This window comes from Anaeromyxobacter diazotrophicus (assembly GCF_013340205.1).
Taxonomy (GTDB): domain Bacteria; phylum Myxococcota; class Myxococcia; order Myxococcales; family Anaeromyxobacteraceae; genus Anaeromyxobacter_A; species Anaeromyxobacter_A diazotrophicus.
In genome coordinates, this window is record NZ_BJTG01000004.1 from 385,854 (window position 1) to 400,758 (window position 14,905).

The following is a 14,905-nucleotide window of genomic DNA, read 5'->3' on the forward strand; positions in this document are numbered from 1 at the left end:
CCATGCGTGAGGTGGGCATCGGGGTGGCGGGCTTCGGCACGGTGGGGGGCGGGGTGCTCTCCATCCTGAGGCGCCACCAGCGCGAGATCGAGGCGCGCCTCGGGGCGCGCATCGCCGTGCGCAAGGTGGCGCTGCGGGATCTGGAGAAGGATCGCCCGATCGAGGTCGACCCGGCGGTGCTGACCACCCGCACCCAGGACCTCCTCGACGACCCGCGCATCGAGGTGGTGGTGGAGCTCATCGGCGGCACCGGCGAGGCCTTCGAGCTGGTGAAGGGCGCGCTCGAGCGCGGCAAGCACGTCGTCACCGCCAACAAGGCGCTGCTCGCCACGCGCGGCGAGGAGCTGTTCCGGATCGCCGCCGACAAGGGCGTGGACGTCTACTACGAGGGGGCGGTCTGCGGCGGCGTGCCGGTGATCCGCACGCTGCGCGAGGCGCTCGCCTCCGACCGCATCACCTCCCTGCACGGCATCGTGAACGGCACGACCAACTACATCCTCTCCGCCATGGCCGAGCAGGGCGAGCCGCTCGCCAAGGCGCTCGCCGAGGCGCAGCGGCTCGGGTTCGCCGAGGCCGACCCGACGCTCGACGTCTCGGGCGGAGACGCGGCGCAGAAGCTCTGCGTCCTGGCGCAGCTCGCCTTCGGGGTGCGGGTGCGGCCCGAGGAGGTCCTCACCGAGGGCATCCTCGGGCTCGAGCCGGAGGACTTCGCCTGGGGGCAGAAGTTCGGGTACGCGCTCAAGCTGCTGGCCGTGGCGCGCCGGGTCGAGACCGACGGCGGCGGCGAGGACCTCGTCGAGGCGCGCGTCCACCCGGCCTTCATCCCGGCCGGCTCGCTGCTGGCGCGGGTCCGCGGCGCGTTCAACGCCGTGCTGCTCCGCTCCGACGCGCTCGGCCCCTCGCTCCTCTTCGGGCAGGGGGCCGGGGCCATGCCCACCGGCAGCGCGGTCGTCTCGGACATCATCGACCTCTCGCGCAACATCCTGGCCGGCAGCCCGGGCCGCGTCCCGCTGCCGCCCGCCGAGTCGCCCGTGCAGCTGCGGCCGCACGCCGAGATCCGGTGCGGCTACTACCTGCGCTTCACGGTGAAGGACGTGCCGGGCGTGCTGGCCCGCATCGCCACCACCCTGGCGCGGCGCCACATCTCCATCGCCGCCGTGCAGCAGCACGAGCAGAGCGAGGAGGGCGGCGCGGTGCCGCTCGTCATCGTCTCGCACCGCGCGCGCGAGGCGGACGTCCAGGCGGCCATCGCCGAGGTGGACGCCTACGACACCACCGAGGCCAAGACGCGCCTCATCCGCATCGAGTCGGTGTAGCGGGGGCCTCCCTTGGTCGCGATGCAGCTGCGCGTCATCTACGGCGACACCGACCAGATGGGCGTCGTCTACTACGCGAACTACCTCCGCTTCTTCGAGGCCTCGCGCAACGAGTTCATCCGCGCCAAGGGGCTGCGCTACCGCGACTTCGAGGAGCGCTACGGCCTCATGCTGCCGGTGGTGGAGGCGTCGGTGCAGTACCGCCAGCCCGCCCGCTACGACGACCTCCTCACGATCGAGGCCACGCTCTCCGAGGCGCGGCGCGCCTCGGCGCGGTTCGACTACCGGGTGCTGCGCGAGGGCGAGCTGCTCGCCACCGGGCACACGGTCCACGCCTGCGTGGACCCCGGCGGCAAGGTCCGCCGCATGCCGCCCGAGCTCCTGGCGCGCCTCGGCGCCGGCGAGCCGGCCGGCGCGGCTTAGCTTCGAGAGGAGAGGATTCCATGGCCGGCACCACCCAGGAGATCGTCATCGCGGCCCCCCCGGAGCGGGTCTTCGACGTCATCGCGGACTACCAGCGCTACCCCGAGTTCGTCCCGGCCGTCAGGTCCTGCCGCCCGCGGCGGCAGGGGAGCGTGGTCGAGGTCGACTTCGAGGTCGACCTGGGCGTGAAGCGCATCCACTACACGCTGCGGCACGTGGAGGAGCGGCCGCGCACCGTGAGCTGGTCGCTCGTCGCGAGCGACTGGATGAAGCTCTCGAACGGGGCCTGGCGGCTCGAGGCCCAGCCCGGCGACCGGACGCGCGCGCTCTACACGGTCGAGGTCCAGATCGCGAAGCCGCCGCTCATCCCCCAGAAGCTGGTGGACCGCGTCACCGACGAGCTCACCCGCGTGCAGCTCCCGCGGACGCTCGCGGCGTTCAAGCAGCGCGCCGAGCAGGCGTGAGCGTTCCTTACACGGACCGCTGGCCCCCGCCTGTCCCGCCGTTGCCAAACGGGTAGGGCCGAGGGAGACTCCCGCCCAGGTCGCGCGCGCTGGCGCCGCAGCGGAGCGCGATTTAAGTGGAAAGGGAACGACGCCGGCGCGGAGCCGGCCCGGCGAGGACGCGGGGAACTCGAGCACCATGCTGGACGCCTTCATCATCGAGGAGATCAAGCGGCAGGAGCGCGAACGCGCCGCCGACGATCGCCCGGTCGTCCAGCTCCCGGTCCCGGAGCCGCCCGCTCCTGCGCACCACGACGACGACCGGCCCGGAGACGGCGGGGGCGGCGGCGTGGTGATCATCGACTACGCGGGTTGAAGCCTCCCCGGTGGGCTCGCCCCGCCTCGGCTCCCTCGTCGCGGGCGCCCGCTCGTGCGGCGCCGCGCGGCCGGCGGTGAAATCCGTTGACGCGCGGTGGCCCCTTCGCCACAGTCGGCACGCACCGCACCCACACCCCCCGACCACCGAGAGGAGCCTGAACGGCCATGACCGAGATCATCAACGTCACCGCGCGCGAGATCCTGGATTCGCGCGGCAATCCCACCGTCGAGGTCGAGGTGGCGATCGCCTCGGGGGACGTCGGTCGCGCCGCCGTGCCGTCGGGCGCCTCCACCGGCGAGCACGAGGCGATCGAGCTGCGGGACGGCGACAAGGCGCGCTACGGGGGCAAGGGCGTGCGCAAGGCGGTGGCGCACGTGCTGGACGTCATCGCCCCGGCGGTGATCGGGCTCGACGCCTCGGAGCAGGCGGCGCTCGACCGGCGGATGATCGAGCTCGACGGGACGGCCAACAAGGGCAAGCTCGGCGCCAACGCCATCCTCGGCGTCTCGCTGGCGGCCGCCCACGCCGCCGCCGCCGCGCACGAGCTGCCGCTCTACCGGTACGTCGGCGGCGCCGGCGCGCGCACCCTGCCCGTGCCGCTCATGAACATCCTGAACGGCGGCGCGCACGCCGACTCGAACGTCGACATCCAGGAGTTCATGGTGGTGCCGCTCGGCGCCCCCAGCTTCGCCGAGGCGCTCCGCTACGGGGCCGAGATCTTCCACGCGCTCAAGAAGGTGCTGAAGGCGCGGGGCGCCTCCACCGGCGTCGGCGACGAGGGCGGCTACGCGCCGAGCCTCCCGTCGAACGAGGACGCGCTCAAGGTCATCCTCGAGGCCATCGGGCAGGCGGGCCTCAAGCTCGGCGAGCAGGTGGCGCTGGCGCTCGACGTGGCCGCCTCGGAGTTCTTCGACAAGGCGAGCGGCAAGTACCGGCTGAAGGGGGAGGGCAAGGAGTTCGACCGGCAGGGGCTGGTCGACTACTACGCCCAGCTCGCGAGCCGCTACCCGATCGTCTCCATCGAGGACGGCTTCGCCGAGGACGACTGGGAGGGCTGGAAGCTCATGACCCAGAAGATGGGCGGCAAGCTCCAGCTCGTCGGCGACGACGTCTTCGTCACCAACGTCGAGCGGCTCGGCCAGGGCATCGCGCAGGGCGTCGCCAACTCGCTGCTCGTCAAGGTGAACCAGATCGGCTCGCTCACGGAGACGCTCGAGGCCGTCCGCATGGCGCACCGCGCCGGCTACACGACCGTCATGAGCCACCGCTCCGGCGAGACCGAGGACACCACCATCGCCGACCTGGCGGTGGCCTGCGACTGCGGGCAGATCAAGACCGGCTCCGCCTCCCGCACCGACCGGGTGGCGAAGTACAACCAGCTCCTGCGCATCGAGCAGGAGCTCGGCACCAGCGCCCGCTACGCCGGTCGCTCCGCCTTCCGGGCGCTGCGCTGAGATCGCGGGAGCGGGAACCGGGCCGGAGCGCGGTGGCCGACCCCGCGCCCCGCCTCACCCGTGAGGATGCGGCGCATTGACACGTGCGGGGGCCCGCCGCTAGGTTCCGGCTCATCTCGAACATCGAAGGAGCAGGCATGCGCGCCGAGTGGATCGCGAAGCGCCGGGGTCACGCGAACGTCTCCCAGATGCACTACGCCCGTCAGGGGGTGGTGACCGAGGAGATGGCGCACGTGGCGGCGCGCGAGCGGCTGCCGCAGGAGAAGGTCCGCGAGGAGGTGGCGCGCGGCCGGATGATCATCCCGGCCAACGTCCGCCACCCCGAGCTCGAGCCCCTCGCCATCGGCTTCGCGGCCACCTGCAAGATCAACGCGAACATCGGCAACTCGGCGGTGGTCGGCGACATCGACGAGGAGCTCGAGAAGCTGCGGGTCTGCGTGAAGTACGGCGCCGACACCGTGATGGACCTCTCGACCGGCGGCGACATCCCGCAGATCCGCGAGGCCATCCTGCGCCACTCGCCGCTGCCGGTGGGCACGGTGCCCATCTACGAGTGCCTGGCGCACGTGAAGGAGGTCCAGGACCTCACCCCCGCCATGCTGCTCGAGATCATCGAGGCCCAGGCGGCGCAGGGCGTGGACTACATGACCATCCACGCCGGCCTGCTCAAGGACTTCATCCCGCTCGCGGCGCACCGCGTGACCGGCATCGTCAGCCGCGGCGGCGCGCTCATGGCGCAGTGGATGATCTCGAACAAGGCGGAGAACCCGCTCTACACGCACTTCGACGCGCTGTGCGAGATCTTCAAGAAGTACGACGTCGCCTTCTCGCTCGGCGACGGCCTGCGGCCCGGGTGCCTCGCCGACGCCTCCGACGCGGCGCAGTTCGCCGAGCTGAAGGTCCTGGGCGAGCTCACGCGCAAGGCGTGGAAGCACGACGTGCAGGTCATGGTGGAGGGGCCGGGGCACGTGCCGCTCGACCAGATCCCGATGAACATGCAGAAGGAGCGCGAGCTCTGCGACGACGCGCCCTTCTACGTGCTCGGGCCGCTCGTCACCGACATCGCCCCCGGCTACGACCACATCACGAGCGCTATCGGCGCCACCGTCGCCGCCCAGCACGGCGCCGCCATGCTCTGCTACGTGACGCCGAAGGAGCACCTCGGGCTGCCCGACGCCGAGGACGTCCGGCAGGGGATCATCGCCTACAAGATCGCCGCCCACGCCGCCGACGTGGCGCTCCACCGGCCGGGGGCGCGCGACCGCGACGACGCGCTGTCGCGGGCGCGCTACGCGTTCGACTGGAACGAGCAGTTCCGGCTCTCGCTCGACCCCGAGACCGCCCGCGCCATGCACGACGAGACGCTCCCGCACGAGGCGTTCAAGAGCGCCGAGTTCTGCTCGATGTGCGGCCCGAAGTTCTGCTCGATGAAGATCCACGGCCACCTCGAGGAGGTGGCCGCGAAGGAGCAGGCGAAGGCGGAGGCCGGGGCGAAGAAGCCGCTGCAGGTGATGCCGTAGCGGGCGAGGGGCGCCCCTCACTCCGACGGTCGATCGTCGCAGAGCTGCCCCGCCCGGCCTCGCGAAACGCTGCCAGCGGTTCCGAGCGGGCGGCGGGGTGGCCCTCCGGCGTCGCTCCGGACGACCTACCGGGTTCGTACGGCGGCCGGGCCAGAAACGCGCGGAGGCCGGGCAACGCATCGTGCCGCGCCGACACGGCGCCCGAGGTCCGCGCGCCGGCGCGGCACCGGCGTTGCTGACGGCAGTACGGCGGGCGGGAGTCTCACGCAGGTCGACCTCCGCTCCTTCGGAGGGCCGCCCCGCCGCCCGCTGGCGGGCGTTGCCGTCCGCAGGTCGGGGTCGCTCTCGTCACTGTTGCGGTCGAGGTCGCCAGGGGCCCTGCTCACCTCGACGCCCACGTTCTCCGTGGCGTACCGCAGGGCGGGGAGCCACTCCCGGCACGCTGCATCTCGCCTCACACGAGCGCCCCCCCCCGCTCGCGCGGACGGCCCCGTCCGCCGCGGGGCGGCAGGGTGGCCCTCCGCCGGAGCGCAGGCCGACCTGCGTGAGGATCCGCTCGATCGACGGGCGCTGCACCGCCGGTGCCGCGCCGGCGCGCGTTCCCCGAGCGCCTCGGCGGCGCGGCACGATGCGGTGCAAGCCGTCGAGCGTTTCTCGAACGGTGGCCGGATCTGATCGGCAGGTCGTTGCCGAGCACCGCCGGAGGGCCACCAGGACGCCCTGCTCGGAACCGCCCCGCGTGCGGAGCCAGCGTACGCAGCCCGCGTACGAACCGCGAATCGACGGCGGGCCCCGCCGTCGGTCAGGCGCCGCCCTTCACCACCGGCCTGCCCTGCTTCACCCAGCCGGTGATCCCGTCGGTCATGACGAACAGGCGCGTGTAGCCGAGCTTCGCCGCCTCACGGGCGGCGCCATGGCTCGCCATTCACTTGGGGCCGGAGCAGTAGAAGACGAGCCGCGTCGCCTTGTCCGTGGGCAGGAGGGTGTCGAGCGGGCGGTTGCCGACGTGCACGGCGCCCGGGAGGTGGTACCGCTCCCACAGCTCGTCGATGTTGACGTCGTAGACCTTCACGTCCTTCGCCTTCATCATCCGCTCCACCTGCGCGGCGCTCACGAGCTGGAACGGCTCGCTGGCGCGGGGCAGGGAGGGGAGGGCGAGGGCCGCCAGCGCGAGCGCGGCGGCGAGGCGGAAGCGGATCATGCGTCTTCTCCTGTGCAGCACGGCTCGAAGGTCCTGGCCCGCCAGGGCGTCAGCCGCCCGTCCCGATCATGGGGAGGAGCCGGCCGCGCCCGGCGGCCATGTCGTGGCGGTCGCCCTTCGCGAGCAGCGCCTCGCGGATGCGCTCCGCCACCTGGGCGTCGTCGCCCTGCGCGAGGAGCGGCAGGAGCTCCACCCGGTCGCGGCCGCCCAGGCAGGCGCGGAGCGCACCGTCGGCCCCGACCCGCACGCGGTTGCAGTCCTCGCAGAAGCTCTCGGTCATGGCCCCGATGAAGCCGACGAGCCCCTCGAGGCGCCCGGCGCCCTCGCCCGACTCGCCACGCATGTGGCGGGCCGGCCCCCAGCCGCGCGTCGCGTCGGGGGTGAGCCGGACGCCCTGCGCCCCGAGCAGCGCCTTCACCTCGGCCATGGGCACCGGCTCGCCCTCGCCGAACGGCATGAGCTCGATGAAGCGGGCGATGGCGCCCTGCCGCCAGGCGAAGCGCGCCAGGTCGCCCAGCTCGTCCTCGTTGAAGCCGCGCACGACCACCGCGTTCGTCTTCACCGAGGCGTAGCCGGCCCGGCCGGCGGCGGCCAGGCCCTCCAGGATCCGCGGGAGGGAGGCGGCGCGGCCGGAGAGGTGGGTGAGCCGCTCGGGCCGGAGCGTGTCGAGGGAGACGTTGAGCCGGAGCACCCCCGCCGCGCGGAGCGGCCCCGCCAGCCGGTCGAGGAGCTGGCCGTTGGTGGTGAGCGCGATCTCCCGGATGCCCGGGACGGCCGCGATGTCCGCCACCACCTCCAGCAGGTCGGGGCGCAGGGTCGGCTCGCCGCCGGTGAGCCGCACCCGCTCGACGCCGAGCCCGGCGAAGATGCGCACCAGCCGGGCGACGGCCTCGCGCGGGAGCCCGTCCCCGGCGCGGTGCGGGTGGGGCGAGCAGTAGCTGCACGCGAAGTTGCACGCCTCGGTGAGCGACAGGCGCAGGTAGCGGATGCGCCGGCCCTGCCGATCGGCGAGCGGCGCGCCGGAGGCGGGCGCGGTCACGGGCTGCCCCCGGCCGCCGCGGCGAGCGCGTCCGGCCGGCGGAGCGCCTCGAGCACCCCCCCGTCGAGCGAGAGGAAGGCCTCGGCGCAGCGCGGGTCGAACTGCGTCCCGGCGTAGCGCCGCACCTCCTCGCGCGCTTTCTCGAGCGGCCCCCCGCGCCGGTAGGGCCGGTCGCTGGTGATGGCGTCGAGCGTGTCGGCGATGGCGAAGATGCGGGCGCCGAGCGGGATCGCCTCGCCGGCGAGGCCGTGCGGGTAGCCGCGGCCGTCCCAGCGCTCCTGGTGCGCCAGCACGATGCGGGAGGGCACCTCGAGGAACGGGATGGAGCGGAGGATGGTGTGGCCGATCTCGGGGTGCCGCCGCATCTCCTCCCACTCCTGCGGCAGGAGCTTCCCGGGCTTGAGGAGGATGGCGTCCGGGACGCCGATCTTGCCGATGTCGTGGAGCAGCGCGCCGCGGGCGATGTCCGGCAGGTCGGCGGCGGGGAGGCCCATCCGCTCGGCGATGGCGAGCGTGTAGCGCACCACCCGCTGCGAGTGGTCGGAGGTCTCGTGCTCGCGGGCGTCGAGCGCCGCCACCAGGGCGTAGAGCGTGCTCGCGTAGGCCGACTCGATCTCGCGCAGCGCCTTCGAGAGCTCGGCCGTCTTCTCGCGGACGCGCCGCTCCAGGCTGGTGCGGTAGCGGTGGCGCGCCAGCTCCAGGCGGCGCTTGGCGAGCGCGCGCTCGATGGCGCGCACGAGGTCGAGCAGCTGCGGCGGCTTCGCCAGGCAGTCCGACGCGCCGCGTCGCAGCCCCTCGACCACCGCCTCGGTGTCGCCTCGCCCGGTGAGGAGGATGACCGCCGTGGAGGGCTGGTCCGCGCGCAGCCGGTCGAGGAGCTGGAGCCCCTCTTGCCGCGGCGTGTCGACGTCGCACAGCACGAGGTGAAACTCGCCCGCCTGGGCCAGCGCGAGCGCCTGCTCGGACGTGCGGGCGCACGCACAGACGTAGCCCTCCTGGACCAGCACCGCTGCGACGGCGTCGCGGGCGGCGGCGTCCTCGTCGACGAGCAGGATCCGGGTGGGCGCGGCGGGCGCGTCGCTCCCGGCCAGGACCTCGCGCGGAGATCCCGGGCGCTGGGCGATGGAGGGGCTCACGCGGCGCGACCATACCACAACCCCTGGGAACCCGAGGGAAGGGGGGCGGCGGCGCGCGCGCCGGCTATATCTTCTCCCACGCGCTGGGCCCGCGCCGGGCGAGGGACAATCCCCGCCACGCGTGCTACATCGCCGGGACCCATGGACCGAACGCCTCACAGGAGCCTCAGCTTGCCCGTGGTCCCGGCCGAGGGAGAGGTGCGCGATCGCCGCGAGCTCGCCGCCCGGATGCGGGACGGCGGGCTCGCGATCGACGCGCGCAAGCCGCCCTGGCTGCGCGTGGGCGTCCCCGGCGGTGAGCGGTACCAGCGCGTGCGCGAGACCCTGCGCGGGCTGCGCCTCCACACGGTCTGCCAGGAGGCGCACTGCCCCAACGTGGCGGAGTGCTGGGGTGGCGGCACCGCCACCGTCATGCTCATGGGCGACGTCTGCACCCGCGGCTGCCGCTTCTGCAACGTGAAGACGGCGGCGCACCCGCCGCCGCTCGACCCCGACGAGCCGCGGCACCTGGCCGAGGCGATCCGCCAGCTCCAGCTCGACTACATCGTCGTGACGAGCGTCGACCGCGACGATCTCCCCGACGGCGGGGCGGGCCACTTCGCGGACGCCATCCGCCGCCTGAAGGAGATCCCCCGGCTGCTGGTCGAGGTGCTGACGCCCGACTTCCGCGGCGACCCGGAGGCGGTCCGGACGGTGGGGCGGGCCGCGCCCGACGTCTTCGCGAACAACCTCGAGACCGTGCGCCGGCTCACGCCGGTGGTGCGCGACCAGAAGGCCGGATACGACCAGACGCTCGCGGTGCTGGCGCGCATGAAGCGCGAGTTCCCCGCGCTCGTCACCAAGTCCTCGCTCATGGTGGGGCTGGGCGAGACCGAGGCCGAGATCGAGGAGGCGCTGCGGGACCTGCGCGGCGCGGGCGTCGAGATCGTGACCTTCGGGCAGTACCTGCGCCCCTCCGCCTGGCACCTGCCGGTGCAGGAGTGGGTGACCCCGGAGCGGTTCGAGGCGTACCGGCGCATGGGCGAGCGGCACGGGTTCCGCTACGTGGCGAGCGGCCCGCTCGTGCGCTCCAGCTACCGGGCGGCGGAGCTGTTCCTGCGGGGCGAGCTGGCGGCGCGGCAGGCGCGCGGCGGCGGCGGAGGCGAGTCATGCGGCGTGAGCCCCGAGACGTGAGCCCCCTGGCGCGCCGGCGGGGCGCGAACGGCAGCGCCGCGCCCACCGCGCCCCCGGCGGCGGTCCCCGAGGCGGAGGCGTACCCGCTCGCGCGCGTGCTGCGCGACGACGCCACCGCCGACCCGGCCGAGGTGACGCTCTCCGACGCCGAGCTGGTCGCGCTCTACCGCTGGATGGTGCTGAACCGGCAGCTCGACGAGCGCATGGTCGGCCTGCAGCGGCAGGGGCGCATCGGCTTCTACATCGGGTCGATCGGCGAGGAGGCGGCGGTCTTCGGCACCGCCAGCGCCATGGCGGAGCAGGACTGGATCTTCCCCTGCTACCGCGAGCACGGGGCGGCGCTGCTGCGCGGCCTCCCGCTCGCGACCTTCGTCTGCGACCTGCTCGGCAACGCCGGCGACGCCATGCTCGGGCACCAGATGCCCTGCCACGAGGCGTGGCGGCCGGGGCGGTTCGCCTCCATCAGCTCCCCCATCGGCACCCAGATCCCGCAGGCGGTGGGCGCGGCCTGGGCGGCGCGCATCCGGCGCGAGGAGATGGTCTCGCTCGTCTACTTCGGCGAGGGGGCCACCAGCTCGAACGACTTCCACACCGGCCTCAACATCGCCGGGGTGCACAAGGTGCCGGTCGTCTTCGCCTGCCGGAACAACGGCTGGGCGATCAGCGTGCCGCGCGAGCGGCAGACGGCGGCGGCCACCATCGCCCAGAAGGCGGTCGCCTACGGGCTCCACGGCGAGCGCGTGGACGGGAACGACGTCCTGGCGGTGCACGCCGCCACCCGCCGCGCCCGCGAGCGCGCGCTGCGCGGGGAGGGGCCGAGCCTGCTCGAGCTCGTCACCTACCGGCTCGAGGGCCACTCCACCTCGGACGACCCGCGCGCCTACCGGCCGCCCGAGGAGGTCGAGCCGTGGCGGAAGAAGGACCCGCTCCTGCGCCTCGAGGCCTTCCTCGTGAAGCGCGGCGCGCTCGACGCGGCGGCCGGGGCCCGGCTCGCCGCCGAGGCGCGCGAGCAGGTGCAGCGCGCGGTCCAGGAGGCGGAGGCGCACCCCGCGAAGCCCCCGCTCGAGACGATGTTCGAGGGCGTCTACGCCGAGCCGCTCCGGCCGCAGCGCGAGCAGCTGGAGGAGCTGCGGCGGGCGCTCGCCGACGACCCGCGCGTCGCCGGCGGGCGGGGGACGTGAGGCCGCCCATGCCCACCTACAACATCATCCAGGCGGTGAACGACGCGCTCAAGCTGGAGATGCGGCGCGACGCGAACGTGGTGGTGCTGGGCGAGGACGTCGGCAAGTTCGGCGGCGTCTTCCGCGCGACCCAGGGGCTCTACGAGGAGTTCGGCTCCGACCGCGTCATCGACACGCCCCTCGCCGAGAGCGGCATCATCGGCACCGCGCTGGGGATGGCGCTCTACGGGCTGCGGCCGGTCCCGGAGATCCAGTTCGCCGACTTCATCTTCCCGGCCATGGACCAGATCGTGAGCGAGGTGGCGAAGTACCGCTACCGCTCGGGCGGCCAGTTCTCGTGCCCGCTCGTCATCCGCTCCCCGTACGGCGGCGGCATCCGCGGCGGCCACTACCACTCGCAGTCGCCCGAGGCGTACTTCCTGCACACCCCCGGCCTGAAGGTGGTGGTGCCGGCCACGCCCGAGGACGCGAAGGGGCTGCTGGTCTCGGCCATCCGCGATCCCGACCCGGTGCTCTTCTTCGAGCCGAAGCGCATCTACCGCGCGGCCAAGGGCGAGGTCCCGGAGGGCGAGTACGCCATCCCGCTCGGCCAGGCGCGCGTGACCCGCGCCGGGCACCAGGTGACGGTGCTGGCCTGGGGCGCCATGTGGCACGAGGCGGACCAGGCGGCGCGCGAGGCGGAGCAGGAGGGGATCGACTGCGAGGTGGTGGACCTCCGCTCGCTCGCGCCGCTCGATCTCGACACCATCCTCGGCTCGGTGAGGAAGACGGGGCGGGCGGTGATCGTGCACGAGGCGCCGCGCACCTGCGGCTTCGGCGCCGAGCTGTCGGCCACCATCCAGGAGCGGTGCTTCCTCTCGCTCGAGGCCCCCATCGCCCGCGTCACCGGCTTCGACACCCCCTTCCCGTACACGCTCGAGCACGAGTACCTGCCGCGCGCGCCGCGCATCCTGCGCGCCATCCGCGAGACCGTCCGCTTCTGACGGCCGCCGAGGTCCCTCGCATGACCTTCAAGTTCATCCTGCCGGACATCGGCGAAGGGGTGGTGGAGGCGGAGGTCCAGCAGTGGTTCGTCAAGCCCGGCGACCACGTGGTCGAGGACCAGCCGCTCGTCGAGGTGATGACCGACAAGGCCACCGTGACGCTCCCGTCCCCGCGCCGCGGCACGGTGACGAAGCTCCTCCACCAGCCGGGTCAGGTCGCGAAGGTGCACGAGCCGCTGCTCGAGCTGGTCGAGGACGTGAAGCCGTCGCAGGAGCCGTCGGTGATGGCCCCGGCGCAGGAGGAGGCCGCGCCGGCGCAGGAGGCCGGGGCGGCGCCGCCGGCGGCCCCGGCGGAGCGGTCGGGGCGCAAGGTCCTGGCCGCCCCGGCGGTCCGCGCCATGGCGCGTCAGCTGGGGGTCGACCTGGGCCTCGTCCACGGCAGCGGGCCGGGCGGCCGCGTCCTCAAGGACGACGTGCACGGCGCCCGCAACGGCCACGCCCACCCGCCGCCCGAGCTCACCGCCCCCGCGGCGGTGCCGCAGCGGCCGGCGCCCTTCGCCGAGCAGCTCCCGGAGCAGGCGCCGGTGAAGCAGGTCTCGCACGGCGACGAGGTGGTGCCGGTGCGCGGCATCCGCCGGCGCATCGCCGAGCGGATGGCGCAGTCGAAGCGCACCGCGGCCCACTTCACGTTCGTGGAGCAGGTCGACGTGAGCGACCTCGTGAAGGTGAAGGACCGGATCGCCGCCAAGGCGCGCGAGGAGGGGGTGAAGGTCACCTTCCTCCCCTTCATCGTGAAGGCGGTGGTGGCGGCGCTGAAGAAGCACCCCTGGCTCAACGCCGTGCTCGACGAGGCGCGCGGCGAGATCCGGCTCCGGCGCGAGTACCACATCGGCATCGCCTCGGCGACCGAGCACGGGCTCACCGTGCCGGTGGTGCGCCACGCGGACAAGCTCTCGCTCATGGCGCTGGCGCGCGAGATCGAGCGGCTGGCGGCGGAGACCAAGGCGGGCAAGGTCCGGCCGGAGGACCTCTCCGGCTCCACCTTCACCATCACCAGCCTGGGCGCGCAGGGCGGCCTGTTCGCCACCCCCATCATCAACTTCCCCGAGGTCGGCATCCTCGGCGTGCACCGGATCCGCCCGACGCCGGTGGTGAAGGACGGCCAGATCGTCGCGCGCGACATCATGAACGTGTCGCTGTCGTTCGACCACCGGGTGGTGGACGGCCACGTCGGCGCGGCCTTCGCCTACACGGTCATCGGCTACCTCGAGGAGCCCGACCTCCTCTTCATGGACATGGTGTAGCGCTGGTGTCCCCCCGGCGCGGCGGCGGCGCCCGGGCCGCGCTCCTCGGGCTGGCGCTCGCCGGCGCCTGTGCCCGGAGCGGCTCGCCCGCGGCGGGCGCGAGCGCGGCGGACGCGGGCTCCGGCGACGGCGGCAAGGGCCCGGGGGCGCCGGCGGAGCTCGGGCCGGGCGGCGACACGGTGTGGCTCGCCACCCTGGCGGGCCCCTACGCGGACCTGGCCCAGACGGTCGCGGCCGACCCCGGCGGCGGGACGGTGGTCGCGGCCGCGCAGGGCACGGCCTCGGGGAGCGACGCGCTCACCGTGCTCCGGCTGGGGCCGGACGGCGCCGTCGCGGAGCGCCGGACCTTCGGGCCGGCCGCGTGCAGCCTGGCGGCCTCCGTGCTCGGCGTCGCGCCGGACGGCACCGCCTTCCTCCTCGCCGCCACCGCCTGCTCGGCCACCGTGCCGGGCCTCGGGACGGGCGCGCTCATGCCGTCGGGCACGCTCCTCGCGCTCGCCCCCGGCGGCGGCGCCGGCGCGGCGGTGCCGGTCGCGGGCGGTCCGGCGCGCGGGGGCGCGACGGACGCGCAGGGCCGGCTGGCCGTGCTCACCGGGGCGGCCGCGGGGGTCGCGGTGCTGGCGGCGGACGGCGTCCCCGCCTGGCAGGTGGCCGTGCCCGGCGCCCTCGCCCTGGCCGCGCTGCCCGGCGGCGGCGTCGTGGTGGGAGCGGCGCCGGCGGGCGCCTCTCCCGCGCTGGTCGCCCTCGACGCGGCCGGCGCCGAGCGGTGGCGCCGGGAGCTGCCGGCCGGCTTCGACCTGCGCCACCTCGCGGCGCTGACCGACGGCGCGGCGGCGGCGACCGGCGTCCTCTCCGGCGCCGCGACGTTCGGCGCCGGGCAGGGCGGCGCCGCGGGCGAGCGGCGGCAGGTGGTGCTGGCGGTGGAGCCCGACGGCACCCCGCGCACGCTGGCCGAGCTCGCCGACGCGAGCGCGAACGACCCGGTGGTGCAGGTCGCCGCGCTGCCGCACGGCCGGGCCGTGCTCTTCGGCTTCCCCGGCTGCGACCGCCTGCGCGGGCTCACCCCGCAGCTCGAGCCGGTGTGGGCGCGGACGCTCGACGCGGGCTGCGGCGCGGCGGCGCTCGGGGCGGCGCTCACCCCCGCCGGGCAGCTCGTGGTGGTGGGCGCCTTCCGCGGGCAGGCCGACTTCGGCGGGGGGCACGGGGCGGCGGCGCAGGGCGCGCTGCAGGACGGGTTCGTGCTCGGCCTCGCGCCCTGACGGCCGGGCGGGGTGGCCGCGCGGTTTCCCTTCCCGGGCCGGCCGCGGCCGTTATATTCGGCGCGACCCTGATCTCTCTCTCCCGGAGGGGAGC

Annotated in this window: 15 protein-coding genes; 11 read left to right on the plus strand and 4 right to left on the minus strand. The window is 74.5% G+C overall.

Annotation, left to right across the window (positions count from 1 at the left end; genetic code table 11):
- Positions 1-2 precede the first annotated feature (2 nt).
- The 6 genes from HWY08_RS10390 (at position 3) to thiC (ending at position 5,535) form a co-directional block, all read left to right on the plus strand.
- The gene (locus tag HWY08_RS10390) at positions 3-1,316 is read left to right on the plus strand and encodes a homoserine dehydrogenase (RefSeq protein ID WP_176064789.1); all 1,314 of its coding nucleotides are present in this window, start codon (positions 3-5) and stop codon (positions 1,314-1,316) included.
- Positions 1,317-1,328: 12 nt separating this feature from the next.
- Positions 1,329-1,739: an acyl-CoA thioesterase gene (locus tag HWY08_RS10395; protein ID WP_176064790.1), complete on the plus strand. Its 411-nt coding sequence runs from the start codon at positions 1,329-1,331 to the stop codon at positions 1,737-1,739.
- A gap of 20 nt (positions 1,740-1,759) precedes the next feature.
- Positions 1,760-2,203 carry a type II toxin-antitoxin system RatA family toxin gene (locus HWY08_RS10400; RefSeq protein ID WP_176064791.1) on the plus strand — a complete coding sequence of 148 codons (444 nt, stop codon included), beginning with the start codon at positions 1,760-1,762 and terminating at the stop codon, positions 2,201-2,203.
- Positions 2,204-2,381: 178 nt separating this feature from the next.
- Complete coding sequence (locus tag HWY08_RS10405; RefSeq protein ID WP_176064792.1) at positions 2,382-2,558, plus strand: hypothetical protein; 177 nt, start codon at positions 2,382-2,384, stop codon at positions 2,556-2,558.
- A gap of 167 nt (positions 2,559-2,725) precedes the next feature.
- The gene (eno, locus tag HWY08_RS10410) at positions 2,726-4,015 is read left to right on the plus strand and encodes a phosphopyruvate hydratase (protein ID WP_176064793.1); all 1,290 of its coding nucleotides are present in this window, start codon (positions 2,726-2,728) and stop codon (positions 4,013-4,015) included.
- A 137-nt stretch (positions 4,016-4,152) separates the two neighbouring features.
- Complete coding sequence (gene thiC, locus HWY08_RS10415) at positions 4,153-5,535, plus strand: phosphomethylpyrimidine synthase ThiC (RefSeq protein WP_176064794.1); 1,383 nt, start codon at positions 4,153-4,155, stop codon at positions 5,533-5,535.
- Positions 5,536-6,337: 802 nt separating this feature from the next.
- Here the strand turns inward: thiC and HWY08_RS22030 are convergent.
- The 4 genes from HWY08_RS22030 to HWY08_RS10430 are packed head-to-tail and all read right to left on the minus strand — an operon-like array spanning position 6,338 to position 8,866.
- Positions 6,338-6,460, minus strand: coding sequence for a rhodanese-like domain-containing protein (locus HWY08_RS22030; RefSeq protein ID WP_255499650.1), 123 nt, complete (start codon positions 6,458-6,460; stop codon positions 6,338-6,340).
- Positions 6,461-6,736, minus strand: a complete 276-nt coding sequence (locus HWY08_RS10420) for a rhodanese-like domain-containing protein (protein WP_176064795.1) — start codon at positions 6,734-6,736, stop codon at positions 6,461-6,463.
- 49 nt (positions 6,737-6,785) lie between these two features.
- Complete coding sequence (gene moaA / locus HWY08_RS10425; RefSeq protein ID WP_176064796.1) at positions 6,786-7,775, minus strand: GTP 3',8-cyclase MoaA; 990 nt, start codon at positions 7,773-7,775, stop codon at positions 6,786-6,788.
- Positions 7,772-8,866, minus strand: a complete 1,095-nt coding sequence (locus HWY08_RS10430) for an HD-GYP domain-containing protein (protein ID WP_176065074.1) — start codon at positions 8,864-8,866, stop codon at positions 7,772-7,774. The genes moaA and HWY08_RS10430 overlap by 4 nt, the downstream gene beginning before the upstream one ends.
- A gap of 273 nt (positions 8,867-9,139) precedes the next feature.
- On the opposite strand from HWY08_RS10430, the gene lipA reads away from it, so the two are divergent.
- Genes lipA through HWY08_RS10455 form a run of 5 tightly spaced genes read left to right on the plus strand, consistent with a single transcriptional unit; the run spans position 9,140 to position 14,811 of the window.
- Positions 9,140-10,084, plus strand: coding sequence for a lipoyl synthase (gene lipA / locus HWY08_RS10435; RefSeq protein ID WP_235969582.1), 945 nt, complete (start codon positions 9,140-9,142; stop codon positions 10,082-10,084).
- Positions 10,081-11,265, plus strand: a complete 1,185-nt coding sequence (locus tag HWY08_RS10440; protein WP_235969564.1) for a thiamine pyrophosphate-dependent dehydrogenase E1 component subunit alpha — start codon at positions 10,081-10,083, stop codon at positions 11,263-11,265. Before lipA ends, HWY08_RS10440 begins: the two co-directional genes overlap by 4 nt.
- A gap of 8 nt (positions 11,266-11,273) precedes the next feature.
- Entirely contained in the window at positions 11,274-12,248 is a 975-nt protein-coding gene (locus tag HWY08_RS10445) for an alpha-ketoacid dehydrogenase subunit beta (protein ID WP_176064799.1), read from the plus strand.
- 20 nt (positions 12,249-12,268) lie between these two features.
- A complete protein-coding gene (locus HWY08_RS10450) occupies positions 12,269-13,552 on the plus strand; it encodes a dihydrolipoamide acetyltransferase family protein (protein ID WP_176064800.1) in 1,284 nt (427 codons plus the stop codon).
- Between the two features lie 5 nt (positions 13,553-13,557).
- On the plus strand, positions 13,558-14,811 hold the full coding sequence (locus HWY08_RS10455) for a hypothetical protein (RefSeq protein ID WP_176064801.1): 1,254 nt from the start codon (positions 13,558-13,560) through the stop codon (positions 14,809-14,811).
- Positions 14,812-14,905 lie beyond the last annotated feature (94 nt).

What these genes read in the sequence shown, in the direction of transcription:
- HWY08_RS10390 (WP_176064789.1), top strand. Translation starts at nt 3, where the DNA reads ATGCGTGAGGTGGGCATCGGGGTGGCGGGCTTCGGCACGGTGGGGGGC.
- HWY08_RS10400 (WP_176064791.1), top strand. Translation starts at nt 1,760, where the DNA reads ATGGCCGGCACCACCCAGGAGATCGTCATCGCGGCCCCCCCGGAGCGG.
- HWY08_RS10405 (WP_176064792.1), top strand. Translation starts at nt 2,382, where the DNA reads ATGCTGGACGCCTTCATCATCGAGGAGATCAAGCGGCAGGAGCGCGAA.
- eno (WP_176064793.1), top strand. Translation starts at nt 2,726, where the DNA reads ATGACCGAGATCATCAACGTCACCGCGCGCGAGATCCTGGATTCGCGC.
- thiC (WP_176064794.1), top strand. Translation starts at nt 4,153, where the DNA reads ATGCGCGCCGAGTGGATCGCGAAGCGCCGGGGTCACGCGAACGTCTCC.
- HWY08_RS22030 (WP_255499650.1), bottom strand. Translation starts at nt 6,460, where the DNA reads ATGGCGAGCCATGGCGCCGCCCGTGAGGCGGCGAAGCTCGGCTACACG.
- HWY08_RS10420 (WP_176064795.1), bottom strand. Translation starts at nt 6,736, where the DNA reads ATGATCCGCTTCCGCCTCGCCGCCGCGCTCGCGCTGGCGGCCCTCGCC.
- lipA (WP_235969582.1), top strand. Translation starts at nt 9,140, where the DNA reads ATGCGGGACGGCGGGCTCGCGATCGACGCGCGCAAGCCGCCCTGGCTG.
- HWY08_RS10445 (WP_176064799.1), top strand. Translation starts at nt 11,274, where the DNA reads ATGCCCACCTACAACATCATCCAGGCGGTGAACGACGCGCTCAAGCTG.
- HWY08_RS10450 (WP_176064800.1), top strand. Translation starts at nt 12,269, where the DNA reads ATGACCTTCAAGTTCATCCTGCCGGACATCGGCGAAGGGGTGGTGGAG.